The 25,803-nt window shown below is 71.8% G+C and carries 22 protein-coding genes; 3 read left to right on the top strand and 19 right to left on the bottom strand.

The features are described 5' to 3' along the window. Positions 1-134 precede the first annotated feature (134 nt). Complete coding sequence (locus ACSMTC_RS12005; RefSeq protein WP_436559662.1) at positions 135-551, top strand: organic hydroperoxide resistance protein; 417 nt, start codon at positions 135-137, stop codon at positions 549-551. 81 nt (positions 552-632) lie between these two features. On the opposite strand, the gene hemL is transcribed toward ACSMTC_RS12005, so the two are convergent. From hemL to ACSMTC_RS11945, 12 genes are all read right to left on the bottom strand, one after another. Continuing rightward, positions 633-1,940, bottom strand: a complete 1,308-nt coding sequence (hemL, locus tag ACSMTC_RS12000) for a glutamate-1-semialdehyde 2,1-aminomutase (RefSeq protein ID WP_436559661.1) — start codon at positions 1,938-1,940, stop codon at positions 633-635. Positions 1,941-2,118: 178 nt separating this feature from the next. Continuing rightward, entirely contained in the window at positions 2,119-4,161 is a 2,043-nt protein-coding gene (locus ACSMTC_RS11995) for an acetate--CoA ligase family protein (protein WP_436559660.1), read from the bottom strand. After that, a complete protein-coding gene (gene hemA, locus ACSMTC_RS11990; protein WP_436559659.1) occupies positions 4,158-5,486 on the bottom strand; it encodes a glutamyl-tRNA reductase in 1,329 nt (442 codons plus the stop codon). The genes ACSMTC_RS11995 and hemA overlap by 4 nt, the downstream gene beginning before the upstream one ends. 111 nt (positions 5,487-5,597) lie before the next feature. After that, complete coding sequence (gene hemB / locus ACSMTC_RS11985; RefSeq protein ID WP_436559658.1) at positions 5,598-6,626, bottom strand: porphobilinogen synthase; 1,029 nt, start codon at positions 6,624-6,626, stop codon at positions 5,598-5,600. A gap of 6 nt (positions 6,627-6,632) precedes the next feature. After that, positions 6,633-7,442, bottom strand: a complete 810-nt coding sequence (locus ACSMTC_RS11980; protein WP_436559657.1) for an aspartate/glutamate racemase family protein — start codon at positions 7,440-7,442, stop codon at positions 6,633-6,635. A 23-nt stretch (positions 7,443-7,465) separates the two neighbouring features. Then, positions 7,466-8,662, bottom strand: coding sequence for an FAD-dependent oxidoreductase (locus ACSMTC_RS11975; RefSeq protein ID WP_436559656.1), 1,197 nt, complete (start codon positions 8,660-8,662; stop codon positions 7,466-7,468). 100 nt (positions 8,663-8,762) lie between these two features. After that, on the bottom strand, positions 8,763-9,506 hold the full coding sequence (locus tag ACSMTC_RS11970) for a maleate cis-trans isomerase family protein (RefSeq protein WP_436559655.1): 744 nt from the start codon (positions 9,504-9,506) through the stop codon (positions 8,763-8,765). A 329-nt stretch (positions 9,507-9,835) separates the two neighbouring features. Beyond that, entirely contained in the window at positions 9,836-10,447 is a 612-nt protein-coding gene (locus ACSMTC_RS11965; protein WP_436559654.1) for a LuxR C-terminal-related transcriptional regulator, read from the bottom strand. Positions 10,448-10,547: 100 nt separating this feature from the next. Beyond that, positions 10,548-11,480 carry a DMT family transporter gene (locus ACSMTC_RS11960; protein WP_436559653.1) on the bottom strand — a complete coding sequence of 311 codons (933 nt, stop codon included), beginning with the start codon at positions 11,478-11,480 and terminating at the stop codon, positions 10,548-10,550. 219 nt (positions 11,481-11,699) lie between these two features. Further along, the gene (locus ACSMTC_RS11955; RefSeq protein WP_436559652.1) at positions 11,700-12,677 is read right to left on the bottom strand and encodes a LysR family transcriptional regulator; all 978 of its coding nucleotides are present in this window, start codon (positions 12,675-12,677) and stop codon (positions 11,700-11,702) included. Positions 12,678-12,734: 57 nt separating this feature from the next. Continuing rightward, the gene (locus ACSMTC_RS11950) at positions 12,735-13,664 is read right to left on the bottom strand and encodes a TIGR03619 family F420-dependent LLM class oxidoreductase (RefSeq protein ID WP_436559651.1); all 930 of its coding nucleotides are present in this window, start codon (positions 13,662-13,664) and stop codon (positions 12,735-12,737) included. Positions 13,665-13,783: 119 nt separating this feature from the next. Next, the gene (locus tag ACSMTC_RS11945) at positions 13,784-14,995 is read right to left on the bottom strand and encodes an MFS transporter (RefSeq protein ID WP_436559650.1); all 1,212 of its coding nucleotides are present in this window, start codon (positions 14,993-14,995) and stop codon (positions 13,784-13,786) included. A gap of 249 nt (positions 14,996-15,244) precedes the next feature. Between ACSMTC_RS11945 and ACSMTC_RS11940 the strand changes: the two genes are divergently transcribed. Both ACSMTC_RS11940 and ACSMTC_RS11935 read left to right on the top strand, forming a co-directional pair. After that, a complete protein-coding gene (locus ACSMTC_RS11940; RefSeq protein ID WP_436559649.1) occupies positions 15,245-16,885 on the top strand; it encodes a glutamate--tRNA ligase in 1,641 nt (546 codons plus the stop codon). Between the two features lie 135 nt (positions 16,886-17,020). Continuing rightward, positions 17,021-17,641: a 2OG-Fe(II) oxygenase gene (locus ACSMTC_RS11935; RefSeq protein WP_436559648.1), complete on the top strand. Its 621-nt coding sequence runs from the start codon at positions 17,021-17,023 to the stop codon at positions 17,639-17,641. A 54-nt stretch (positions 17,642-17,695) separates the two neighbouring features. Here ACSMTC_RS11935 and ACSMTC_RS11930 read toward each other — a convergent pair whose 3' ends face one another. The 7 genes from ACSMTC_RS11930 to ACSMTC_RS11900 form a co-directional block, all read right to left on the bottom strand. Further along, positions 17,696-18,271 carry a LuxR C-terminal-related transcriptional regulator gene (locus ACSMTC_RS11930; protein ID WP_436559647.1) on the bottom strand — a complete coding sequence of 192 codons (576 nt, stop codon included), beginning with the start codon at positions 18,269-18,271 and terminating at the stop codon, positions 17,696-17,698. A gap of 491 nt (positions 18,272-18,762) precedes the next feature. Beyond that, positions 18,763-19,806: an N-acetylglucosamine kinase gene (locus ACSMTC_RS11925; RefSeq protein ID WP_436559646.1), complete on the bottom strand. Its 1,044-nt coding sequence runs from the start codon at positions 19,804-19,806 to the stop codon at positions 18,763-18,765. A 44-nt stretch (positions 19,807-19,850) separates the two neighbouring features. Continuing rightward, positions 19,851-21,137, bottom strand: a complete 1,287-nt coding sequence (locus tag ACSMTC_RS11920; protein ID WP_436559645.1) for a 6-phospho-beta-glucosidase — start codon at positions 21,135-21,137, stop codon at positions 19,851-19,853. Further along, positions 21,137-22,027: a carbohydrate ABC transporter permease gene (locus tag ACSMTC_RS11915; protein ID WP_436559644.1), complete on the bottom strand. Its 891-nt coding sequence runs from the start codon at positions 22,025-22,027 to the stop codon at positions 21,137-21,139. The genes ACSMTC_RS11920 and ACSMTC_RS11915 overlap by 1 nt, the downstream gene beginning before the upstream one ends. 20 nt (positions 22,028-22,047) lie before the next feature. Continuing rightward, positions 22,048-23,001, bottom strand: a complete 954-nt coding sequence (locus tag ACSMTC_RS11910; protein WP_436559643.1) for a carbohydrate ABC transporter permease — start codon at positions 22,999-23,001, stop codon at positions 22,048-22,050. Position 23,002: 1 nt separating this feature from the next. Next, entirely contained in the window at positions 23,003-24,349 is a 1,347-nt protein-coding gene (locus ACSMTC_RS11905) for an ABC transporter substrate-binding protein (protein WP_436559642.1), read from the bottom strand. 91 nt (positions 24,350-24,440) lie between these two features. After that, complete coding sequence (locus ACSMTC_RS11900; protein WP_436559641.1) at positions 24,441-25,646, bottom strand: ROK family transcriptional regulator; 1,206 nt, start codon at positions 25,644-25,646, stop codon at positions 24,441-24,443. Between the last annotated feature and the right edge of the window lie 157 nt (positions 25,647-25,803).

Genomic DNA, 25,803 nt, shown 5'->3' with positions numbered 1-25,803 from the left:
GATTGCTCCTGGGTCTTTCCCGCTTCGGAGTGCCGAAGGTATACGGGCGGCCTTCGATGTGGCGAACACCGTTGTCTGGTTTGCTGGTTGGGGCTCATGCCGGGCCAGCAGAATTCAACGGAGAGGTATGTGTCATGGGGATTGTCTACACTGCCGAGGTGGCGTCGAGCGGCGATGGCCGTTCCGGTGCGGTTAATTCTTCCGACGGCGTTCTTTCGCTGGCGCTGACCATGCCGAAGGAACTCGGCGGAGCGGGCACCGGCGCCAACCCGGAGCAGCTGTTCGCCGCCGGCTACGCGGCCTGCTTCCACAGCGCGCTGCGGCTGGCCGCGCGCGAGCGGAAGGTGCCGTTGAACGATGACGTGGTGACGGCCAGGGTCCACCTGGAGCGCGACGACTCGGGGTACGGGATCAGTGCGGACCTGCGGGTGAGCCTGCCCGGTCTGGACCGGGCGACGGCGCTGGAACTGGCCGAGGCTGCGCACGGGCGCTGCCCGTACTCCAAGGCGGTCCGGGGCAACATCCGGGTCGAGCTGAGCGTGTCCGACTGACGCTGCGTCGGCGGACGACACGACGGCGGCGGCCGCACCCGGAATCCGGGTGCGGCCGCCGCCGTCGTGGGCGGGGCGCCGTCAGGCGCGGGCCCCGGCCGCGGCGCGGGCGGCCGCCGGGAGCGCCGACACGATCCGGTCCACGGCCCGCTCGTCGTGCGAGGCGGAGACGAACCACGCCTCGAAGGGGGACGGCGGCAGGTAGACGCCCTGCTCCAGCATGCTGTGGAAGAAGGCGGTGTACCGGAACGACTCGGAGGCCTTCACACCGTCGAAGTCGACGACCTCCTGCTCGCTGAAGAAGACCGAGAACATGGTGCCGGAGTACTGCAGCCGGTGGGCCACACCCGCCTCGGACAGTGCCTTGGAGACCTCGGCGCCGATGGTGTCGGCGGCCCGGGTCAGCCTGGTGTACACCTCGTCGGTGCACTGCTGGAGGGTGGCCAGACCGGCGGCGGTGGCCACCGGGTTCCCGGAGAGCGTCCCGGCCTGGTAGACCGGGCCGAGCGGGGCCAGCATGTCCATCACGTCGGCCCGGCCGCCGAAGGCCGCGGCGGGGAACCCGCCGCCCATGACCTTGCCGAAGGTCAGCAGGTCCGGGGCGACGCCGTCGCGGCCGAACCAGCCGGCGCGGCTCGCCCGGAAGCCGGTCATCACCTCGTCGGAGATGTACAGCGCGCCGTGCCGGTGCGCGATCTCCTTCAGACCGGCGTTGAAGCCGGGCAGCGGCGGTACGGCGCCCATGTTGCCGGGCGCGGCCTCGGTGATGACGCAGGCGATCTCGCCGCCGTGCTCGGCGAAGGTCCGCTCGACGGCCGCGAGGTCGTTGTACGGCAGCACGATGGTGTCGCTGGTCTGGGCGCCGGTGACGCCGGGGGTGTCCGGCAGGCCGAGGGTGACCAGGCCGGAGCCGGCCGAGGCCAGCAGGGCGTCCACGTGGCCGTGGTAGCAGCCGGCGAACTTGACCACCTTGTTGCGCCCGGTGAAGCCGCGGGCGAGGCGGACGGCCGACATGGTCGCCTCGGTGCCGGAGCTGACCAGGCGTACCTTCTCGACCGGCTCGACCCGGGAGACGATCTCCTCGGCCAGGGCGATCTCGCCCTGGGTGGGGGTGCCGAAGGAGGTGCCGTGGTCCATCGCGCCGCGGACGGCCTCCAGCACGGCGGGGTGGCGGTGCCCGAGGATCATCGGTCCCCAGGAGCAGATCAGGTCGACGTACTCCTTGCCGTCGACGTCGACGAGGTACGGGCCGTTGGCGGAGGCCATGAAGATCGGGCTGCCGCCGACCGAACCGAAGGCCCGCACGGGCGAGTTCACCCCGCCGGGGATCACGGTGGCCGCGCGCTCGAAGAGCCGGGAGGAGGTGGCGGTCGGGCTTACAGCGGTCATCGCGCTGCCTTTCGTGTCAGATCGGGAAGTCAGATCGGGAAGTCAGATCGGGAAGTCGGATCGGGAAGGTCGAGGGAGATCGCAGGACCGGGCCACCGCCCGGCCCGGGGGAAGTGGCGGGCCGAGCGGGGGTCCGGTGGCGGCACCGGTCGGAGCCGCCACCGGACGGGGCCTTCGGTCAGGCGGTGGTGCTGTACGCCGCGTCCAGGACGATCACGCCCTGCGGCAGGACCCGGACCGGGTTGAGGTCGAGCTCGAAGCCGTCGGGCCAGCCGGCGACGAGTTCGGAGACCCGCTGGAGCAGGTCGGCCAGCGCCGCGGTGTCCGAGCCGGCCGAGCCGCGCGCCCCGCCCAGGATCGCCGCGCCCTTCAGCTCGGCGATCATCCGTTCGGCCTCACCGGGCGCGAGCGGGAGCAGGCGGCTGCTGGCGTCGTCCAGGATCTCGGTGAGGATCCCGCCGAGGCCGACCGTCAGCACCGGGCCGAGCGCGCTGCTGCGGGCGCCGACGATGACCTCGATCCCCTCCGGGGCGAGCTCCTCGACCAGGACGTCGCCGCCCAGGGCGATCAGGGCGTCGTACGCCTCGGCGGCCGTCTCCTCGGTGATGCCCAGCCGGACACCGCCTGCCTCGGTCTTGTGCAGCAGGCCGGGGACGACGGCCTTGAGCACGGCCCGTCCGCCGACCTCGCGGACGGCGGCCACGGCGTCCTGACGGTCCGTCGCCAGACGGCCCTCGGGCACCCTGACACCCGCGTCGGCGAGCAGCTTCTTGAGCTCGGGCTCGGTGGCCGTGGGCGCGGGGGCCGGCGCGGAGTCCGGACCGGCCTCGGCGGCCTCGAGCGGGACGCGCTCCTGGCTGACCTGCCAGAGCGCGGCGGCGGCACGCAGGGCGCGGGCCGGCGTCGGGTACTCGGGCAGCTGGGCCTCGCGCAGCATGGCGGGCGCGTCCGGGGCCAGGAAGTCGGCGCCGGTGCGGGCCACCAGGACCGGCTTCCCGCCCTTGCGGGCGGCCTTCCCCAGGCTGGTGACGGCCTTCTGGACATCGCTGCTGGCCATGACGCAGAAGCACGCGATGATGATGTCGACGGTGTCGTCGGCGATCAGGACGTCCAGCGACCGGTCGAACAGGGTCGGGTCGCTGAGCACCATCGCGGTGATGTCGACCGGGTTGTCCACCGCGCCGAAGGCGGGGACGATCTCGCTCAGCGCGGCCTTGCTCTCCGGGGTGAGCTCGCTGAGCTGGAGGCCGTGGCTCTCCACCGCGTCGGCGGCGAGGATGCCGGAGCCGCCGGAGGTGGTGACCACCGCGACCCGCGGCCCGCGCGGCCGCAACGGGAACTCGAACGCGTGGGCCACGTCCAGGAGTTCGTCGATGTCGTCGACCCGGACGATGCCGAGCCGGCGCAGCGCGGCGTCCAGCACCCGGTCGTCCGTGGCGAGGGCTCCGGTGTGCGAGGCGGCGGCCCGTCCACCGGCCTCGGTGCGGCCGGACTTGAGCAGGGCGACCGGCTTGCCCGAGGCGCTGATGCTCTTCAGCGCCTCGATGTCCGGCACGTCCTCCAGGTAGCCGAGCAGGCCCTGGCACTCGGGGTCCTTGGCCAGCTCCTGGAGCACCTCCAGGACGGTGACATCGGCGTCGTTGCCGGTGCTGACGACCCAGCCGGGGCGCAGTCCGCGCTGCAGCGCCAGGCTGGCGGCACCGAAGCCGAGCGCGCCGCTCTGGCTGACGAAGGCCAGCGAGCCGGGCTCGAAGGGGACTTCGTCCGCGCCGAACAGCGGGCTGAACGTGGCCAGCACCCGGCTGTTGTAGCTGACGGCGCCGATGCAGTTCGGGCCGATCAGGCGCAGTCCGCCGGCCCGGGCCCGCTCGACGATCCGGGCCTGCAGCGAGGCGCCTTCGGGTCCGGTCTCGGCGAAGCCGGAGGAGGCGATGACGGCCAGCGGCACGCCGGCCGCGACGCAGTCGTCCACCGCGCCGGCCACCCGGTCGGCGGAGACCATGATCAGTGCCAGGTCGACCGGACCGGGGGCGTCCTTCAGGCTGGGGTAGGCCGGAACACCGAGGACCTCGCCGGCCTTGGGGTTGATGGGCAGGATACGGCCCTTGTAGCCGTAGCGGAGCAGATAGTCCATGGGCTTGCGGCCCAGTGCTCCGGCGCGTTCGGTCGCGCCGATGACGGCTATCGAGTCCGCCTCCCAGAGCTGGGAAATCGCACTCATACCATGACCTCCTGGGCGCTCTGGGCGCTCGGTTCGGGGGCGAACAGCTTGCCGAGGGCGTCGACGTAGACGGCGCCGTCGGGGGCGTCGGCCAGTTGGCGGACGCGCACGGTGGGCAGGTGGAGCATCTTCTCGACGATGCGCCGCACGCTCTGGGTGATCTCCTTCTGCGTGCGGTCGTCGATGCTGCTCAACCGCTTGGCCAGGCGCTCCAGTTCGGAAGCGGCGGCCTCATGGGCGGTGGTGCGCATGGTGGCGAGGATCGGGGTGGCGCGGGCCACCCGCTGGGCGGCGGCGAAGCTCTCCACCTCGTCGTCGACGATCGTGTGGGCACTGGCCACACTGGCCGCCGACAGGTCGTCGCCGTTGCCCTCCCGGGCGATGCGCTGCAGGTCGACCAGGACGGCGCCGGGCAGTTCGCCGACGGCCGGGTCGATGTTGCGGGGCAGCGAGAGGTCCAGCAGGTACAGCTCGCGGCCGCCGCGCGCCGCCATGGCGGCGGCCACGTCCTCCCGGGTGACCAGCGGCTCGGTGGAGGCGGTGCAGCTGACCACCACGTCCACCTCGGCGAGCAGCCCGGGCACCTCCTCCAGGGAGTGGCCGGTGCCGCCCGCGGTCTCGGCCAGCCGCTGCGCCTTGTCCGGGGTGCGGTTGGCCAGGTGGACGTGGAGCAGGCCGGACCTGCGCAGTGCGGCCAGCACCACGCCGCCGAACGAGCCAGCGCCGATCACCAGGGCGGTCTTGCCCTCGAGCGAGCCGACCAGGCGCTCGAAGAAGGCGAGCCCGGCGGTGGCCAGGGAGCGCCCGGCCTCGTTGAGCCCGGTCTCGTTGCGGGCCCGCTTGCCGACCCGCAGGGCGGCCTGGAGGGCCTGGTTGAGCACCTTGCTGGTGCTGCCGGTGCGCTGGGAGCGCTCCAGGGCGTCCTTGACCTGGCCGAGCACCTGGTCCTCGCCGAGGACGACGGAGTCGAGTCCGGAGGCGACCTGGAAGAGGTGGCGCAGGGCGTCACCGGAGACGTGGGTGTACTGGTAGGGGACGATCTCCTCGGCGCTGACGCCGGTGTGCTCGGCGAGCATCTCGGCCAGGGCCGTGGAGTCGGCGGCGGGCGCCGCCTCGACGTAGACCTCCATGCGGTTGCAGGTGGACAGCACCGCGGCGGCGTTGAAGTCCTCGCGGGCGGAGATCCGGCTGACCAGGTCGTCCAGGGGGTTCGGGGCTTCGTAGAGCCGTTCCAGGAGGTCGAGCGGTGCCGTTGCGTGGCTGATGCCGAGCACCAGCAGGTTGGAGTCCGACTTGCCCGAGTCGGTTTTGACGGATGGTTCCACGGTCGTGACACACCTAACTGTCTTGTAGGGACAGACGGGGGGCGCCGTACGGGCGCGTGGATCCGGCGGCGGTGGGGCGCCGCGCCGGTCTGCTGCGGGGCGCCGCGCCGCTCAGATCGAAAGCCGCGGGGCGAACTCGGTGGCCCAGTAGCTGATGATCATCGAGGCGCCGGCGCGGTGGATCGAGGTCAGCGCCTCGATGATCGACTCCTCGCGGGCGAGCCAGCCGCGGGCCGCGGCGGCCTCGATCATCGAGTACTCGCCGGAGACCTGGTAGGCCGCGATCGGCACGTCCACGTGGTCGGCGATCATGCGCAGGATGTCCAGGTACGGCAGGGCGGGCTTGACCATCACCATGTCGGCGCCCTCGGCGAGGTCCAGGTCGACCTCGCGCAGCGACTCGCGGATGTTGCCGGGGTACTGCTGGTAGGTCTTGCGGTTGCCCTTCAGCGAGGACTCGACGGCGTCGCGGAACGGGCCGTAGAAGTGCGAGGCGTACTTGGCGGAGTAGCCCAGGATGGCCACCGTCTGGTGGCCGGCCGCGTCCAGGGCGGCGCGGATGTGGCCGACCTGGCCGTCCATCATGCCGCTGGGCGCGACGATGTGCGCACCGGCGTCGGCCTGGACGACCGCGGCCTGCGCGTACAGCCGGATGCTGGCGTCGTTGTCGACGTCGCCGTCGGCGCCGAGGACGCCGGTGTGGCCGTGGTCGGTGTACTCGTCCAGGTTGATGTCACCGATGACCACGGTGCTGTCGCCGACCTCGGCGACCACCTCGCGCAGCGCGGTCTGCAGGATGCCCTCCGGGTCCACGGCGCCGCTGCCGGTCGGGTCCTTGTGCAGCGGGATGCCGAAGAGCATCAGTCCGCCGACCCCGGCGGCGACGGCCTCGGCCGCGGCCTTGCGCAGGGACTCGCGGGTGTGCTGGAACACGCCCGGCATCGAGGGGATCTCCCGGGGCTCGCTGATCCCCTCGCGCAGGAACAGCGGCATGATCAGGTTGTTCGCGCTGACCTGGGTCTCGGCGGTGAGGCGGCGCAGCGCCGGGGTGCGGCGCAGCCGGCGCGGCCGGTGCAGCGGCAGGCGGGAGGTGCCGGGGGCGGCGATGGCGTCGGCGGAGTTGTTGAGGTTGAGGTTCACGGTCGGTCACGCTCCAGTCAGGGTTGAGCCGATGAAGACCTTTTCGAGGTGCTCGGTGATCGCGGGGTCCGGACGGCCGAGCCAGTAGCCGGCCTCGGACCGGGAGAAGATCCCCAGGCGGTGCAGGTTGACGGACATCTCGGCGAACTTGACGGCCAGTCCGGCGGGGTCGACCACGGGCAGGCCGGCCAGTTCCCGGACGCCCAGGTGCCAGAGGATCTCGTTGGGGATGCCCTCGGCCGGGATGATGACCTCGGCACCGGCCTTGCGGGCGCGTTCGGCGGCCTCGGTGTAGACGGTCATGAACCGGTCGAAGTCGCCTTCCAGCGAGCTGTGCACGCCGTCCCAGCCGCCGGGGACCACCTCGTACGCGGCCAGCGAGGAGTCCAGCCCGTAGCGGGTGATGTTGGCCCGGATCGGCTCCTGCAGCAGCGGCATGAAGCCCAGCAGGCCGAACCGCTGCCCGGTCATCGCGCAGAGGTGGAAGGCGGTCTCGCCGTAGCCGAGGGTGGGGATGCCGGCGAGGTGGCGGGCGTCGCGCAGCCCGGGGTCCTGGCCGGCGGCGGTGATCCAGGCGTCGTAGCCCTCCCGCTCGGCGCGGGCGGCCGAGTGGGCGAAGTACTCGCTGAACAGGACCTGGGCCGAGTGGTGTCCCACCAGGCCGAACGGGGTGTCACCCGGGTAGGTGTCGGCGGGCAGGGTCTTGATGTCGACGACGGTGCCGGCGCTGGTGATGGCGTCCAGGTGCTCGCGGTACCACTGGTCGAGCAGTGGCAGCCGGCCTTCGACGGTGTGCTTGTGGAACCAGATTCGCATGTCGTACCGCCCTTCGTGGGTGGTCAGGAGACGAGTTGTCGGTTCGGGGAGCAGTCCAGGAGTGAGGCCTTGAAGAGGAAGTCGGTGGCGAGGGCGGGGTCCTCGGCGGTGCGTCGGACCTCGGCCAGCGCCTCGGTGAGGCCGCCGGCCAGGCCGGCGGTGCGCTGCTCGCTGCGCGGGATGACCGCGTCGACCACGGTGGAACGGCGCTGCCGCGCGGTGGCCCGCAGCACCTCCTCGTGCGCGCCGTGCAGCAGGACGTCGGCCAGGGCGCGGCCCCAGGCGACGGCGTCGTGCAGGCCGCAGTTCATGTTCATGCCGCCGGCGGTGGAGGTCAGGTGGGCGGCGTCACCGGCGAACAGCACCCGGCCCACCCGGTAGTCGGGCAGGACGAAGGAGGAGAGGCGGTAGGTGTGCGCGTCCCTGACCCGCACCGCGCGGTGCACGGCCGGCAGGCTGCGCTCCAGCAGTGCCCGCACCGCCCCCGTCTCGACGACCTGGTCCTGCGGGGTGTCGCCCGGGATGCGGAAGATCAGCCGCCAGTGGTCGGGCATGCCGAGCACGCTGAACGACTGCCTGGCGTCGCGGACGTAGGCGAGCGGTGAGAGGCCGGGGACCAGTGCGTCCAGGGGCGTGTCGGTGACGACCCGGAGCGCGTAGGACGGGTAGGAACGGGACTCGGACGGCAGGCCCAGGGCCTGGCGCACCGTGCTGTGGCCGCCGTCCGCGGCCAGCAGGTAGGGCGTCTGGAGGCAGGTCCGCCGCCCGCCGCGCTCCCGGTACCACACGCGCACCGAGGAACGGGTCTGCCTGACGTCCAACACCTCGGTGGAGAACAGGACTTCGGCGTTCGGCAGGACGGCCAGCTTGCGCAGCAGCAGCGGGGTGAGCCTGGCCTGCTCGACATGGACGCGGTACGGGTGGCCGGTGCGGCCGGCCAGCAGGGCGTAGTCGATCTCGGTCAGGACCCGCTGGTCGAGATCGCGCCACTGGATGCGGTCCACCCGGCGGCCGACCGCCCGCAGGTCCTCGGCGACGCCGAGACCGTCCAGCAGGTCGAGCGTGGAGGGGTGGAAGGTGGAGGCCCGGGAGGCGGTGGAGAGCTGGTCCGCCTGCTCCAGCACCAGCACCGGGACTCCGGCCTGGGCGAGTACCAGGGCCGCAGTCAGCCCGACCGGTCCCGCACCCGCGACGACGACCGGGGGGATGCCGGCGCTCATGCCTCCTCCCCGCCTCGTCCGGCGGCGCTTTCGCCGAACGCACGCCTGCCGGCGGCGCGCGCTCCCCCGACCTCCGGCCGGGGGAAGACCTGTGGCTCGCTCACGCGTCACCGGCCTGGGCGGAGAGGCGCTTGAGCAGCCAGGGCTGCTCGCCCTCGAACGGGGCGGCGCCGACCTGCTTGCGCGCCCAGCGGGCGGAGCAGATGTTGGAGGTCAGCAGCACCCGGTCGTTCCCGGCACTGATCTCCGCCAGCGCCTCGAAGGTGAACATCCCGGTGCCGGTGAGCAGCAGCGCCTCGTCGTCGGCCGGCTTGGTGTCCAGCACCTGGCGGACCAGTTCCCCGGTGTTCACGTCGTACGGCGAGTAACGGTCGCCCGCCTTGACCTTGACGACCCGGCTGACGGTCAGGCCGGCCGCCTCCCAGTACTGCGCGGAGATGTCGGTCAGCCACGGCTCGTACGGCGAGACCAGCGTCACCTTGGTCAGGCCGAGGTCGGCACAGGTGTCGAGGGTGGCGACGGTCGAGGACGCGACCGGGGCGCCGGCCTCGTCGCCGAGCCGCTCGCAGAACTCCCGGTCGCCCTCGGGCGACAGTAGGTAGTGCGAGCCGCTGCAGGCCACCACCACGGCGTCCAGGGCGAGCCGGCCGAATCCTCCGATAACGGAGGGAAGGACCTCGTTGTAGATGTCGAGACGGGCGCGCAGGTCCTTTCCGGTGATATTCGGGAACCGGGAGGTGTGCACATTCATGGCGGGCCTGACCAGGCAGCCGATCTCCGGTTCCGCGGCCGCGTTTCCGGAGGGAACCACCAGTCCGAGCTTTGCTGCGGATTGCAGGGTCATCGGAACCTCATCCCACGGTTGGAAGCAATGCCATAACCATATGGATGACGTTCTGCCGGTGGCACTACGGAAATCCGCACAGCCTGTCGGTATTTCAAACCCGTCGCTGGGTGAACCGTTTCCCGGGGAAAACGGAAGTGGCGGGCCGGGCCGACTACGGGGTGTCGGCCCGGCCCGCCGGTACCTGGTGCCGACTGGGGTCGTCCACCGACCCTAGGTTCAGCCGGCCGGGCGGGTCACTACGGAATCGCGCACTTCTGGATCGTGCACTTCGGGATCGCGCACTTCGGGATTACGTACTTCGGGATTACGCAGTCGGTACTACGGAATTACGCAGTCAGTCGGGGCCGCATGCGGCGGGGGCCGGCCTGTGCCTCGTGCAGGGCCTGGGCGAGCTGGGCCCGGCACTTGATGGAGAGTTTCCGGTAAATCCGGGTGATGTGCTGTTCCACTGCCCGGGTGGAGACCTCGAACTGCTGGGCGATCCGCTGGTTGGTCATTCCCTCCAGCATCATCCGGGCGATCCGCTGCTCATGCGGGGTGAGGAATTCACCGGCCGAATTGCCGGCCGGGCCGCCGTCCGGGGTCCGGCGGCTCTCCGCCGTCCGTTCGCCGTGCGGTGCGGGACCGGTGGGCCGGGGGGCGACGGCCCGCTCCATCCCGGCGAGCATCACATGGCCCATGGCCGCTGCCCAGGACCTGGTGCGGGTCTCCATCACCAGGCGCTCCCTGGCGTACGGGTCCTCCCGCAGGATCCGGCGCAGGGCCATCTCGTCCGGCGCCTCGATGATCAGGACGTCACCCCGGACGTCGTCGCGGGGGCCGCCGCCGAGCAGTACGCCCCGCTCGGCCAGCCGCTGCCAGTACGTCCAGTAGGCCTGGCGGAGGTGGGCGGCGTTCCGGTCGTCCACCCGGATCACTCGTTCAACGGTGTAGGGCACGGTAGGTCTCCTCCTCCTGCCGGGTCTGCGCGGCCGGTCGGCCGCCCTGTGGCGACCGACCGGTCCGGGAATCCGCTGGCGTTGCTGACTGGCCGTCAGATCACTTGGCCTGGGCGGTGACCGGCGCACCCGAGGCGGCCGCGGCCGGGGCCGGCGCCTTCTCCGCGGGCTTGCGGCGCAGCAGGCCGACCGCGCCGAGCACGGCCGCGGTGCCGACCACGACGGTCCAGGCGAGCGACTCGCCGAGGAAGATGGCGCCGAGGATGACGGAGACGACGGTCATCAGGTAGATGACGGTGGCCGCGGCGGCCGGGCCGTCCTTGGTGATGATCTCGGTGTTGAGCAGCACCGCGAAACCGGTGCAGACGATGCCGAGGACGATCAGGCTGATGGTGGAGTCGGTGCGCCAGTGGATGGCCTCGAAACCGAGGAACGGCATGGCGATCAGGGTGAGGACCGCGGCGATGCTCAGCTGTCCGCCGGCCAGCATCAGCGAGGGGACCCCCTTGCCGCCGAGGAACCTGCCCACGTAGGCGAAGCTGGAGCCGAAGCTGATCGCGCCGATCAGGAAGCACACCACGGTGCCGACGCTGATCGGGGTGTTGTGGTCCCAGGGTGCGGCGACCAGGACGACACCGGCCAGACCGAGCACCATGCCGGCCAGCCGGGGGAGGCCGAGCCGCTTCTCCGAACCGAGGATCAGTGCGGTGGTCAGGGTCCAGACCGGGCCGGTGCCGCTGACGATGCCGGCGATGGAGCTGGCTCCGGTCCGCTCACCCTCGGCGAACAGCAGCCAGGGGACCGCGTTGCCGAGCAGGGCCGCGACCGTCATATGACCGAGGATCTTCGGGTCGGTGGGGAAGCGCAGGCCACGGGCGAAGCCGAAGACCAGCAGGACCAGTGCGCCCAGGACCAGCCGGGCGAAGACCATCTCCACCGGGGAGAAGGCGTAGCCCGAGATCTTGATCCACAGGAACACCGAGCCCCACAGCAGACTCAGTGAGCTAAGCCGTAGCAGTGCCGCTTTGGACATGGTTCTCCCTGCTTTCTGAAGGCGTCGATTCCCGATGAGGACACGGCGGACAGCGCGGCGGTGTGCCACGTGGTTCGCGGTGCGGGGGTCCGGCTTCCGGCTGTCGCGCCGTTCGGCCTCGGTAAAGAGCTTCACATCCGGCAGGGGCGGGCGTCCATCGAGAGAATCCGAGGGTCACCTTTCAGCCCGGTCTAACGATTCGTCATCCCGGGCTGACGGTCAGGCGATCGGGTGCAGGTCGCACCCCGGAACGTCGGCGGCCGCCTCGCGGGCGGCGCCCCGCAGAGCGCCGAGGGCGGAGGTGATCTCGGGCGCGGTCTGGCTGCCCTCGCGGACCATCGCGAACAGGTTGCGGCTCGGCGCGTCGGCGAACGGGCGCAGCACCACGCCGGCCCATGTGGCGGGCCGCGCGACCTGGGGGACCAGGCAGATGCCCATGCCCAGGCCGACCGCGGTGAAGGTGGCGTGCCAGTCCCCGATGGCGTGTGCGGACCGCGGGGTGAAGCCGGCCGCCGCGAAGGCGGCGAGCGGGATGTCCTGGCACATCCCCACGGTCGCGAAGATCCAGGCCTCCTCGGCGAGGTCGGCCAGCGCGATCTCGGCGGCGTCGGCCAGCGGATGGCCGACCGGCAGGGCGACGTCGAAGCCCTCGCTCATCAGCGGCACCTTGTGGAAGCGGGTGTCCGTGACCGGGGCGCTCGCCGACTCCGCCGCGATCACCACATCGGTCTCGCCGCGGGCCAGCTTGTCGAAGCTGACCGGCGGGTCGACCTCGGTCAGCACGGTGCGCAGCTCCGGCTGCTCCCGCTTCAGGATGCCGACCGCGGGCAGGACGAGCGGCGAGAGCACCCCCGCGAAACCGGTGATGGTGACCTCGCCGATGCCGCCCTCCTGGTAGTTGGCGAGCTGCGCGTACATCTGCTCGACCTGCGCGAAGATCTGCTCGGCGTGTTCCAGGACCAGGCGTGCCGCGCCGGTCAGCCTGATCCGGCGGCCGACCGGCTCGGTGAGCGGAACGCCGAGGTCCCGGCTGAGCGAGGAGATCTGCTGGGACACCGCCGAGGCGGTGAGATGGAGCGCCTCGGCGACCGCGCTGATGGTCTGGCGGCGCTCCAGCTCACGCAGGACTCGCAGTTTCCGCAGGTCGACATCGACCATGCGACCCCGGTTCGCGCGGGGCTCGCCGACGGTACTCATCGGTTCTCCTTCGGGTGGGCCCGGTGCGGCACCGGGGGAGCGGCCCCTGAAGCAACGTCAGCGCAGGCTCTCCTGTTCCAGATCGAGCACCCGCTCGGCGAGCAGCTCCAGCGCCTTGAGGTCGGCCTCGGCGCGGGCGTGCCCGCGGGGCTCGCCGGGGTAGGTGGGGTCGAGGACCACGGACTGCGCGCCGAGCCGCTGCAGCAGGTCCAGGTCGCGGCGGATCTGGTCCAGCGAGCCCTCGCCGAGCACCCGGTAGTGGCCCAGATCGCCGTCGGTGATGCGGAGTTTGATCCGGGGGTTGAGCACGGGCACCGGGCGGTCGTGGTCCGCCGCGATCTTCCTGAGCGTGGGCAGGCCGATCTCGGTCAGCCAGGCGCCGGTGACCGAGGTGGGGTGCCAGGCGTCGCCGAGGCGGACCGCGCGGCGCATCGCACCGTGGCTGTGCCCGCCGATCCAGACCGGCGGCATGGTGCGGCCGTCGGGCCGCCGTACCGGGAGCGGCTCGGTGGCGAGCTGACGGAACGACACGTGCCGGCCGTCGTAGGAGGCGGTGGTGTCGCTCCAGCAGGCCCGGATGACCTCCAGGTACTCGTCGCTGACCTCGCCGCGCCGCCGGTACGGGGTGTTCAGCACGGCGAACTCGCGCGGGGCCCAGCCCGCCGCCGCTCCGAAGATGAACCGCCCGCCGCTGATCTGGTCGATGTTGGCGATGACCCGGGCCAGGTGCACGGGGTGGCGGTACGGGAGGATCGCCACCGTGGTGCCGAGGCTGATCCGCTCGGTGGTGCCGGCCAGCCACGCCAGGGTGGTGAACGGGTCGTAGAAGGGTGCGGCGAAGAGCTGCTGCACCTCGGGGGTGATGGCCACGTGGTCGGAGAGCATCAGGTGGTGGTACCCGAGCCCCTCCAGGTGCCCGGCCCACCGGGCGATGCTCTGCGGCGAGGTGCCGGCACCGTAGTTGGGAACGTTGACGCCGAACTTCACGGCTGCCTCCTGCGGTTGTCGAGGGTGGCCCGCGCAGGGCGGTACACGGCTCGGTGGGTGTGGGGCGCGGTGGGGTGCGGCCCGGGCGCGGCGTTCGGGCCGGCGGGTCCGCGGTGGGGCTACGGTTCGGTGGGCTGGGGTTCGCCGGGTCGGGGTTCACCGGCCGGGGCCCCGGTGTTCGAGGCCTCGGCGGACCGGGCCTCGGCGGCCGGTGCCGCCAGAGTCCGGCCGGCGAACTGGACCAGCAGCCCGGTCAGCGCGGCGCCGGAGGCCAGCAGCGGCAGGGCGGTGGCCGCGGACAGGCCCTGGGCGAGGGCGATCCCGCCGAGCGCCGAGCCGGCCGAACCGCCCAGGTAGGTGGCGGAGCTGTTCAGGGCGAGGGCCGCCGGGCCGCCGCGCGACGAGGCCAGCAGCCGGTGCTGCTGCGGCACCACGAACGCCCAGCCGACCGCCCCCCACGCCAGCAGCAGCGGCGCGACGGCGGCGGGGGAGTGGACCAGCGACAGACCGGCCAGGGCCAGGGCGAGGGCCGTCAGCAGGACCGCCGAGAACACCGCGGGCCTGCCCCAGCGGTCCATCAGCGGCCCGACGCCGAAGCTGCCGATCACCCCGCCCAGGCCCCACACCCACAACTGCCAGGTGGCGATCGAGCCGTGGAGCACCGGGGCGAGGTAGGTGTAGAGCCCGAGGCTCGCCGTGGTCTGCAGGAACGTGGTCAGCACCACGCTGCCGACGTACCGGTCGCGCAGCTGGGTGAGGCGGCCCCGCAGGCCGGGTGTGGCGCCCGCGTCCAGGTCGGGGAGCAGCCGGGCCAGGCCCAGCCAGGCGATCGCGCCGAGTGCGGTGACCAGCCACAGCGCCGCCCGCCAGCTCCAGTGGTCCGCCAGGGCCAGGCCGATCGGGACGCCCAGCACGGTACCCGAGCTGAGTCCGCCGAGTACCACGGCGAGCGCCCTGGCCCGCCTGGCCGGCTCGACCATCGCGGCCGCGGCGGTGGCCGCGACCGGCATGAACAGTCCCGCGCCGACCCCGGCCGCGCCGCGTACCAGCAGCAGCTCGAAGGTCGAACCGGACAGCGCCGTGAGCAGGTTGGCGACGGTGAAGACCGCGAGGGCGGAGAGCAGCACCCGCCGCGCCCGCCATGCGGACAGCAGCGAGGCGAGCAGCGGGGCGAGCAGCGCGTAGCAGAGGGTGAAGGCGGTGACCAACTGCCCGACGGCGGCCAGCGAGCCGTGGGTGTCGTGCGCGATGCCGGGCAGGAGCCCGGCGGTCATGTAGGCATCGGTGCCGACCGCGAAGGCGCCCAGGCCCAGCGGCAGGAGTCGTAACACGGAATCGTCCTTCCACCCTCGGTGTCTGTTCCCCCGGAACATCCGACCCGCCGGCCGGGTGTTCCGGGAAGCACAGCATCACCCATCCGCGCACCGCGGAAGGACTTCGGGCCCGGGGGGTGTTCGGGTTCCCGCACCGGTACCCCGCGCGAAGCTCCCGGCTGCCCGGACTCCCGGCCTACGGTTCTGCTCAGCGGGTCGCGGCGCTCTGCCGCGGCCGGGAATCCAGACCGATCCAGGGAGTCCGCCATGCCCGCACGTGATCTTGTGAACTCGTGGTTCCCCGCGGACCTCCCCAGCCCGCAGGACTGGGAGGACCGTTACCCGAAGCGCGATCTGCCCCAGGGTGCCGAGGTGACCAGGTTCGCCCCGAGCCCGACCGGTTCGATGCACCTGGGCGGCGTGTACGTCGCGACCCTGGCCCAGGACCTGGCCCGCCGCACCGGTGGGAGGTACCTGGTCCGGATCGAGGACACCGACCAGAGCCGCGAAGTGGCCGGTGCCGCAGCCGACTTCGAGCGGATCTTCCAGTACTTCTCGCTGATGCCCGACGAGGACGAGCAGGGCGGCGCCTACGGCCCGTACCGGCAGTCCGACCGCGAGGCGATCTATCTGAGCTACGTCCGCGAACTGCTGCGGGACTCTCTGGCCTACCCGTGCTTCTGCGGCCCGGAGGAGCTCGCCGCCGCCGCCGAGGAGCAGCAGAAGTCCCGTTCGCAGCTTGGCTACTACGGCCGGTGGGCGGTCTGCCGGAACCTGGATCCGGCCGAGGCCGACCGGCGGGTGCGGGCCGGTGAGTCCTATGTGGTCCGGTTCCGCTGCCCGCGGCCCTTCCCGGGACGGGTCAGGTTCGCCGACCGGGTCCGGGGCTCGGTGACCATGCTGGACAACGGGAACGACGCGGTCATCCTCAAGTCGGAGGCCAACGGCCGCCGGCTGCCCACCTACCACTTCGCGCACGTGGTCGACGACCACCTGATGCGGGTCACCCTGGTGGTGCGCGGCGACGAGTGGCTGTCCTCGCTCCCGCTGCACCGGCAGCTGCACGAGGCGCTGGGCTTCCGGCCCCCGGTGTACGCCCACATCTCCCCGCTGATGAAGGTCGACGGGCCGAGCCGGCGCAAGCTCAGCAAGCGCAAGGACCCGGAGTCCTCGGCGGCCTACTTCCTCGCCGCCGGCTACCCGGCGCAGGCACTCCAGCACTACCTGCGCGGACTGGCCAACAGCCGGCTCTTCGACCTGCCCACCGAGAAGGCGCTCGCCGAACCCGTGCAGCTGAGCGAGATCGGCCTGGCCGGGCCGATGGTGGATGAGGCCAAGCTCCGTTCGATCAGCCGCGAGTACATCTCCACGCTGACGCCCCGGGAGGTGTCGGCGGGCGTCACGGCCTGGGCGGCCGAGCACGACCAGGCCTGCCACCGGGTGCTGGCCGAGCACCCGGAGGCGGCCCTCGAGGCCGCGCGGATCGCGCAGTTCGGCACCGGAAGAGCGCGCAAGGACCTCGCCCGCTGGCCGGACTTCGGCCGCCTGTACGGCTTCCTGCTGCCGGGTGGGCACCTCCCGGTGGCGGGTCCCGGGGACCCGGCCTTCGGCGGGCTGGCCCCGGAGCTGGTGCGCGAGCTCGCCCGCGACTTCACGGCGGAGTACCGCCACGACGGCGACGCCGAGGAGTGGTTCGGCCGGATCCGGGCGCTGGCCGAGCGGAAGTCCTTCGCACCGACCGCCGCCGCGCTGCTGAAGGAGCCGCAGGTGTACCGGGGTTCGGTCCGGGACGTGGCGAACGTGGTCCGCGTCGCGCTGAGCGGACGCGCCCAGAGCCCGGACCTCTACCAGATCACCCGCGCCCTGGGGCCGGCGGAGGTGGTGGCCCGGTTCGCTCCGCTGCTGTGAGCCGGGGGCCGGTCCGGCGGGTTGCCGCGCCCGGTACGGGACTCCGTACAGCTCGGCGAGGTGCCCTGCCCATAGCCTCGTGGCAGGACGCGGAGATCGCCGTCCCGGTGTCAACTCCCATGAGAGGACTGCCAGATGCTCAGCACGCAAGCACGGTTCGGCAAGGTCAAGGAGTCGATAGCGGCCCAGGTGGCCGAGGGTCTGCTCACCCGGGACGACCTGCGGGAGCTCAACCGGACCCAGCCGGACGAGGACCGCTTCACCAAGGTCGTCGTGGACAACCCGGTGAAGCGGTTCCAGATGGGCTCGCTCTGGCTGTCCCGGGACGGCGAACGGCTGCCGGCCGCCGAGGAGCTCGCCCCGGTCTGGTCCGAACTGCTCGACGAGCTCCGCGGTGAGGAGTTCACCCGCAGACTGGGCGCCGAACTCGACCTGGACCTGTGGTCGCTGCCCCGCGACATCGGCCTGTTCACCCACGCCCCCGGGGAGTTCATCTCCCCGCACCACGACGAGCCGGAGAAGGCGATCACGGCGGTGCTGTACTTCAACCAGGACTGGCCGGCCGACGGCGGCGGCCACTTCGAGGTGCGCGAGACCCGGGATCCGAGACAGGCGCCGTTCCGCTCGCTGGCGCCCACGGCCGGCACCCTGATCGCCTTCGACTCCTCGGTCTGGCACGCCACGTCCGCCGTGACGGCGCCCCGCACCCTGCGGGCCGCGGTGCTGGAGTACTGGCGGGTCCGCCCCAACCGCTGACCGCCTCTCGTGCCGTCCGCCGCCCTGAGCCGGGCGGCGGACCGCACGGACCGGCTACGCCGCGGTGCGGCGCGGTCCGGTCTGGGTCCGGACCGTGGACCGGCCGTGGAGCGCGGCCGCCAACTGGGCCCGGCGTCTGATGGACAGCTTCTGGTAGATCCGGGTGATGTGCTGCTCCACCGCCCGGGGCGAGACCGAGAAGAACGCGGCGATCTGACGGTTCGTCATACCGTCGAGCATCAGGTCGGCGATCCTGTGTTCGTGCGGGGTCAGCTCCGACCCCTCACCCGAGGCGGAGGCCGCCCTCTCGGCCAGGGAGGAGGCCGCCCTGAGCGGTGGGCCCTCCGAGTTCAGGCCGGGACTGCCGAGGATGACCTGCCACTCGCGGATCCGCTCCTGGGTGACCAGGCGGGCCCGCACATGCGGGTCGGCGTTCAGCAGGCAGCGCAGCGACTCCCGTTCCGAGACCTCGAACAGCAGTATCTCGCCGCTGCCGTCCTCCCCCGGGGGGCAGCAGCCCAGCAGCTCGCCCGCGTCCGCCAGCCGCCGCAGGTACTGCCAGTGCGCCTCGTGTGCTCTGCGCAGGGCATCCTTGTCGTCCAGAAACTCCCGTTCCACGACGTACGCCATCATGGGCTCCTCTGGGTCGTCATCATCATGAACGCTCGGGAACAGCAGGGGGTGACGGAGGGCCCCGGTGATGGTGGCGGTTCGTTTCCATTCCCTGAGAATTTCCAGGCACGGGTGGGCGAATGCCGGGTGAATTCACCGGCGGCGACTCTGCCAATACCTTGGAACGGGGCTTGAAGCCGGACCAGGTAATCCCCTTGCGGCACCTCTTTCATATTTCCTGGCATGTGCTTTTCTCGGGTGACTGGGTGTGACAGTAGTTGTCCCACGGTGCGTGGTCAACGCGGTGCGGACGGTGCGGCGGCAGGTGCCGGACGGCCTGGTACGGCGGATATGCGCAGATTACGGCCGTGCGCGGCACCCCGGGGAGCCTTCGGGAGGAAGGCGGTCCGCTTGGAAAAATAATGTGATTCTGTCAGGTCGGTGCGCGGTTCGAACCGTTTCCGGCGGTGCGGCCCGACATGGTCGGGACGATATCGGCCGGCATTGTGTCAGGCGGCCCTCGAATGCATGGCGTAGGCGGCGCGCACCCGGCCTTCGGCCGCCGGGCCGCCGCCGAGCCGGGCGGCGGCGAGGTGGTCGAGGCCGAGCAGGGCGGCGCCGAGGACCGGCGGGGCGACCACGACCCGGGGTTCGGCCAGCGGGGCGGAGGCCGCCAGCCGGGCGGTGACGTTGTCGATCAGCAGCGGCTGCCGGGCGGCCAGCACCCCGCCGCCGAGCACCACCGGCGTCGGCTGGTCCAGCAGGTCCAGCCTGCGCATGGCGACCAGTGCGAGGCCGGCGATCTCGGCGGCCTGGCGGTCGATCAGCCCCAGCGCGATGGCGTCCCCCGTCTTCGCGACCTCGAACAGCAGCCGGGAGAGCTCGTGCAGCCGGAGCCGCTCCAGCCGCCCGAGATGGACGGCCTCCGCCACGGCGGTCGCGCTCTCCAGCCCGAAGTGCGCCGCGATCGCCGGGGCGAGTGCGGTGTCGGGTCCTCGGCCGTCCTCGGCACGGGCGGCGTGCCACATCGACTCGGCGGCCAGCCCGCCGCCGCCTCCCCAGTCTCCGGTGAGCCGGCCGAGGGCGGGGAAGCGCGCGGTACGGCCGTCGGGCAGCAGACCGACGCAGTTGATGCCGGCGCCGCAGACCACCGCGACCCCGCGCGGCCCGTCGGTACCCGCCCGCAGCAGGCCGAAGGTGTCGTTGGCGACCGCGCTGCTCAGCCCCCACGGCCGGGCGGCGAGCGCGGCCTGCAGCCGCTGCTCCTCGACGGGCAGGTCGGCGTTGGCCAGGCAGGCGCTGACCCGGGTGGCGATCACCCCGCCGCCGGGTCTCAGGCCCGCCTCGGCGGCCGCCGCCTCGACCAGCGGGGCGAGCCCGGCGACGGCCTCCTCGGCACCGTCCAGCTGCGGCTGGAAGCCGCCGCCGCGCGCCGAGCCGTGCACCGTGCCGTCGGCGCCGACCAGGGCGACGTCGGTCTTGCTGTTGCCGGCGTCGATGGCGAGCACACCCGGGAGCTGCTCGGTCCGCCGCCGGTCGATCGGTTGGTCCATCAGTCCTCGTTCCAGGTCCTGTCCTGCGGTTTCGGCAGCCGGTCTCAGACCCAGCCCAGGTGGGCGTGGTTGTGCGCCAGCAGCCGGTCGGTCAGCCGGTCGGCGAGGTCCAGCTGGCCGACCAGCGGGTGGGCCAGCAGGGCGTCGAAGACCCGGTCCCGGCCGCCTCGCAGCGCGGCGTCCAGGGCGAGCTGCTCGTACGCCGTCACCGCCGCGATCAGGCCCGCGTACAGCGGTTCGACGGGCCGCTGCGGCAGCGGCCGGACGCCCCGCGCGTCCACCTCGGCGGGGACCTCGATCACCGCGTCCTCGGGCAGGAAGGGCAGGATGCCGTCGTTGCGGGTGTTGACCACCTGCACGTCGGTGCCGCCGCCGGTGCCGAGCAGTGCGCCGATCAGCTGGACGGCGGCCTCGGAGTAGAACGCGCCGCCGCGCCTGGCGAGCAGGTCGGGCTTGGCGTCCAGCTTCGGGTCGGCGTAGAGCTCCAGCAACTGCCGTTCGATCTCGGCGACTTCGGCCGCCCGGGAGCCCTTGGCGCGGAGCTCCTCGACCACCGCGTCGTGCTGGTAGAAGTAGCGCAGGTAGTACGAGGGGACCACGCCGAGGCGGCGGATCACCTGGAGCGGCAGGCGCAGGTCATCGGCGATCAGATGGCCGAAGCCGTCGAGTAGTTCGGGCAGCACCTCCCGTCCCGAGGAACCGCCCGGGGCGTCCAGCAGGGTGACGCCGCGCTCCCAGGTGAGGTGGTTGAGGCCCACGTGGTCGAGCCGGACCCGCTCGGGCGCGACGCCCAGGTGGGCGGCGAACTTGCGCTGGAAGCCGATGGCGACGTTGCACAGGCCGACCGCCCGGTGGCCGGCGGTCTGCAGCGCGCGGGTGACGATGCCGACCGGGTTGGTGAAGTCGACGATCCAGGCGTCCGGGCTGGTGGCGCGGATCCGCTCGGCGATGTCCAGCACCACCGGCACGGTCCGCAGCGCCTTGGCCAGCCCGCCCGCGCCGGTGGTCTCCTGGCCGACACAGCCGCACTCCAGTGGCCAGGTCTCGTCCTCGTTGCGGGCCGCCTGCCCGCCGACCCGCAGCTGCAGCAGCACGGCGTCGGCCCCCTCGACCCCGGCCACCACGTCGGAGGTGGTGGTGACGGTGGCCGCGTGGCCCTGTCTGGCGAAGATCCGCCGGGCCAGGCCGCCGATCAGCTCCAGCCGCTCCACCGCCGGGTCGATGAGCACCAGTTCGGCGATCGGGAGGGTGTCCCGCAGCCGGGCGAAGCCGTCGATCAGTTCGGGCGTGTAGGTCGAACCACCGCCCACGATGGCGAGTTTGAGAGACATCAGCCCTTGACCCCTGTCAGTGTCACGCCTTCGATGAAGGCCTTCTGCGCGAAGAAGAACAGCACGATCACCGGCGCCATCACGAGCAGCGTGGCGGCCATGGTGAGGTTCCAGTTGGTGTGGTGGGCGCCCTTGAACGACTCCAGGCCGTAACTGAGCGTCCAGGCGCCCTCGTTCTCACTGGCGTAGATCTGCGGGCCGAAGTAGTCGTTCCAGCAGTAGAAGAACTGGAACAGCGCCACCGCCGCGACGGCGGGCCGGGCCATCGGCAGGATCACCCTCAGCAGGGTGCGCAGCTCGCCGCAGCCGTCGATCCTGGCGGCCTCCACGTACTCCTTCGGGATGGTCAGCAGGAACTGCCGCAGCAGGAAGACGGAGAAGGCGTCGCCGAAGGCCATCGGGATGATCAGCGGCCAGAGCGTGCCGGAGAGATGGAGCTGCTTGGCCCAGAACAGGTACATCGGGATGACCGTGACCTGCGGCGGCAGCATCATCATCGAGATCACCGCCATCAGGGCGAGATTGCGGCCCCGGAAGCGGAACCTGGCCAGCGCGTACGCCACCGGGAGGCTGGAGACGACGGTCAGCAGGGTGCCGAGACCGGCGTAGAGGAGGGTGTTGCGCCACCAGCCGAGGAAGCCGGGGGTCTGCCAGACCTTGGCGTAGTTGCTCCACTGCCACTGGTGCGGCCACAGGTCGCCGGTGAGCGCCTGGCGGTCCGACATCACCGAGGTGAGGAAGACGAAGACGAACGGCAGCAGGAAGAACAGCGCCGCCGCGACGGCCGTCGAGTGGACGGCCACCCAGTGCAGCGCGGCCCGTCTGCGGGCCATCCGCGCGGCGGCGGTGGCCTTCCCCGTCGCCGGCAGGGACATGGCGGTTGTGGTCATCACGGTCCTCGCAGGCTGGATCAGTCGGAGAAGAAGGCCGAACGGCGCCGCAGCAGCAGCGAGGTGACCGCCATCGAGATGGCGAACAGGACCAGTGCGACCACGCAGGCCGAGCCGGTGTCGAAGCGCTGGAAGCCCAGGTTGTAGACCATCTGCGGCAGCGTCCAGGTGGAGCCGTGCGGGTAACCGGGCTCGAACTGCTGGCCGGAGCCGCCGATCACACCGCTGGCGACCTTCCCGGCGACGATCGCCTGGGTGTAGTACTGCATGGTCTGGATCACCCCGGTGACCACCGCGAACATCACGATCGGCGAGATGTTCGGGAAGGTCACGTAGCGGAACTTCTGCCAGGCGCCCGCGCCGTCCAGCTCGGCGGCCTCGTACTGCTCCCTGGGCACGTCCAGCAGCGCGGCCATGAAGATCACCATCAGGTCGCCGATGCCCCACATCGCCAGCATGGTCAGGGCCGGCTTGGACCAGGACGGGTCGTTGAACCAGCCAGGCTGCGGCAGCCCGAGGTCGCCGAGCAGGTGGTCGACCGGCCCGGTACCGGGGTTGAGCAGGAAGGCGAAGGCCATGGTGGCGGCCACCGGCGGCGCCAGGTACGGGAGGTAGAAGGCGGTCCGGAAGAAGCCGGCGCCGGCCTTGATCCTGGTGATCAGCAGGCCGATGCCCAGGCCGAAGACGACCCGCAGGGCGACCATCACGACCACCAGCCAGAGGGTGTTGCGCAGCCCCTGCCAGAAGAAGGGGTAGTGGTTGAAGACGTAGTCCCAGTTCTTCAGGCCGTTGAAGGTGGGAGGGGTGAAGCCGTCGTACTTCATGAAGGAGAAGTAGACGGTGGAGACCAGCGGGTAGACGAAGAACAGGCCGAAGCCGATCAGCCAGGGGGAGAGGAAGGCCAGGGTGCGGGCCCGCTCGCGGCGGCGCTTCCTGCGCAGCGCCGCCGGTACGGCCGTGGTGTCGAGGGGCATGTCACTTCGCCTGCTGGACGGCGGCGTCGATCTCCTTGGCGGTGGCCTTCAACCCGGCCGCCAGGTCGGTCTGCCTGCCGGACTCGTACGCGTAGCCGAGGTTCTGCACCGACAGCTGGTAGGCGCCGCCGTTGATGCTGGCGGGCGTGGTGTCGGAGTGGGCGTTCCCGGCGATGTCGACGAAGGTCCTGAAGTCGGGATCGGCGTCCAGCCTGGGCGAGCCGAGTGCCGCGATGGTGCTGGGCACGTTGTGGATCGCGTTGGCGAAGTCGACCACGGCGTCGGTGTCGCAGGTCAGGTACTTGACCAGCTCCCAGGCCGCGCTCTGCTTCCGGCTGCCGCCGGCGATGCCGATGATGGTGCCGGTCTGGTAGCCGCGCCCGTAGGTGTCGGCCTGGTCGTCCGGAACCGGGAAGGGCGCGGTGGCCCAGTCGAAGGAGACCTTGTCGTCGGCGATCGAGGCGGTCCGCCACTCGCCGTCGATGGCCATCGCCACCTGGCCGGTCTCGAACGGGTTCTTGGCGCTGAACTCGTCGCCGAAGCCGCTGCGGAACCTCTCCAGCTTCTCGAAGCCGCCGAGCTTGCCGATCAGGTTCTTCTGCCAGGTGAACATCGCGGCGACCCTGGGGTCGGTGGCGATGTCAGAGGTGCCGTCGGCGCCGAAGTAGTCGGCGCCGTACTGGCCCAGGAAGTGGGAGGGCGTGGACTCGTAGCCGTGGAAGTCCGGCATGAAGCCGAGCTGCTTGTAGGTGTCCCCCTCGGCGATGGTCAGCTTGACGGCGTCCTGGTCGAACTCGCTGAGGGTCTTCGGCGGCGCGGTGATCCCGGCGGCGGCGAAGGCGGTCTTGTTGTAGTAGAGCCCGTACGCGTCGCCGAGCAGCGGCAGCGAGCACTGGTCGCCCTCGAACCGGCTGTACTTGAGCATCGCGGCCGGGAAGGTTTTGGCCGGGTCTATCCCGTCCTTCCTCAGCAGCGGGTCCAGGTCGGCCCAGACGTGCGCCGAGCAGAACTTGCCGACGTTGTCGGTGGTGAAGGAGGACACCACGTCGGGAGCGTCCGGGCCGCCCGCCCGCAGCGCCTGCTCGCTCTTGTCGTCGGCGATGTCGCCGACCACCTTGACGTGGATGTTGGGGTGCAGTTTCTGGAAGGCGTCGACGTTGGCCTGGATCGCCCTGGTCTCGTTCTCCTGGCTCCAGCCGTGCCAGAAGGTGATGGTCACGTCCTTGCCGGAGGCCGAATCATCCGTTCCCCCGGCCGAGTTGGTGCCGGTGCAGGCGGTGGCGAGGAGCGCGAGGACGGCGGCGCCGGTGGCGGCGGCCGTGCGGCGGGGGCGGCGCTGGGAGTGCATCGGTGGGTCCTCCTGGGTGTGCGGGGGCAGGCGCCGTCGCCCTTCGGCCCGCGTGCGGGGGATGGGGGGTGGTGCGGAGGCGGCGGGAGCATCAGTGCGTGGTGAAGGCCGTCTCCCGGGCGGCGGCCAGGGCGCGTTGCAGGGCTCCGTGCACGACGGGGGAGTCGGGCACGGTGCTGCAGCGCACCCGGGGTCGGGGGATGCTGATCCTGGCCAGTTCCTCCTGGACCAGCCGGCACAGCCGTTCGCCGCCCGCGCCGGGGGTGCGGCCGGAGAGCACCAGCAGCTCGGGGTCGACCACCGAGACCACCACGGACAGGCCGACGGCCAGCCGCTCGGCCAGGGCCCGCAGGAACCGGTCGCCGGCGCCGGGGGTGCGCAGGGCGAGCTCGACGGCGCCTTCGGCGGTCGGCGCGGCCACACCGTGCTCGGCGGCCAGGGCGAGCACCGCCTCCTCGCCGACCAGTTCCTGGAACCCGCCGGAGTTCTTCCGGTGGAGGTTGTTCACCACCGGGGCGCCGGGGACGGTCATGTAGCCGATCTCGCCCGCCCCGCCGGTGAACCCCCGGTGCAGCCGCCCGTCGAGGACTATCGCCGCGCCGACGCCCTCGGCGGCCCAGAGCAGCACGAAGTCGTCGCAGCCCTGTGCGGCGCCCGAACTGCGCTCGGCGACGGCGGCCAGGTTGACGTCGTTCTCGATGCTCACCGAGGTGCCGAGCGCCTCGGTCAGCTCGGCCAGCAGCCGGGGGGAGTGCCATCCCGGCAGGTGCGAGGCGTATCTGAGCTTGCCGCTGCCCGGGTCCAGCGCCCCGGGCACGCCGATCACGATCTCGCGCAGGCAGTCCGCCGGGAGCCCGGCCTGCTGAACCGTTTCCGCGATGGCGGCGACCGCGCGCGGCACCGCCTCCGCGGCGGGCCGGCCCTTGGTGCGGACGGTGTGCTCGGCGAGCACGGTGCCGGTGATGTCGGCGACCGCGACCCTCAGCCGGGCGGTGTCCACATCCAGCCCGGCGACGTACGCGGCGGCCGGATTGACCCGGTACAGCTGCGCGTTCGGCCCGGGACCGCCGGCCGCGGTGCCCACCGCCTCCACCAGCCGCGCCGACTCCAACCGGGCCAGCAGCTGGGAGGCGGTGGGCTTGGAGAGCCCGGTCATCGCACCGATCTGGGTACGGGAGAGCGGACCGTGCTCCAGTAGCAGCTCCAGGGCGGCCCGGTCGTTGATCGCGCGCAGCAGGCTGGGGGTGCCGGCCAGCGGGGCCGGCCGGCCCGACGGGGTGGGGATCTTGTCGTTCACGGCCCGATCCTCCTCTGTCCCTGGCGGTCCGTGCGGTGCGGGGTGGGGAAAGCGCCGACTGTTAGGAAAGTTTCCAATCACTGAGAGGACGCTAAGTCCAGCCGCCGGAGGGTGTCAATGACCAGGCGAGGGGTGGATGCCGAAGCGTTACCGGAGA

The organism is Kitasatospora sp. HPM-01-4 (genome assembly GCF_051374625.1).
Classification (GTDB): domain Bacteria; phylum Actinomycetota; class Actinomycetes; order Streptomycetales; family Streptomycetaceae; genus Kitasatospora.
This window is presented reverse-complemented; position numbering and strand designations above follow the sequence as displayed.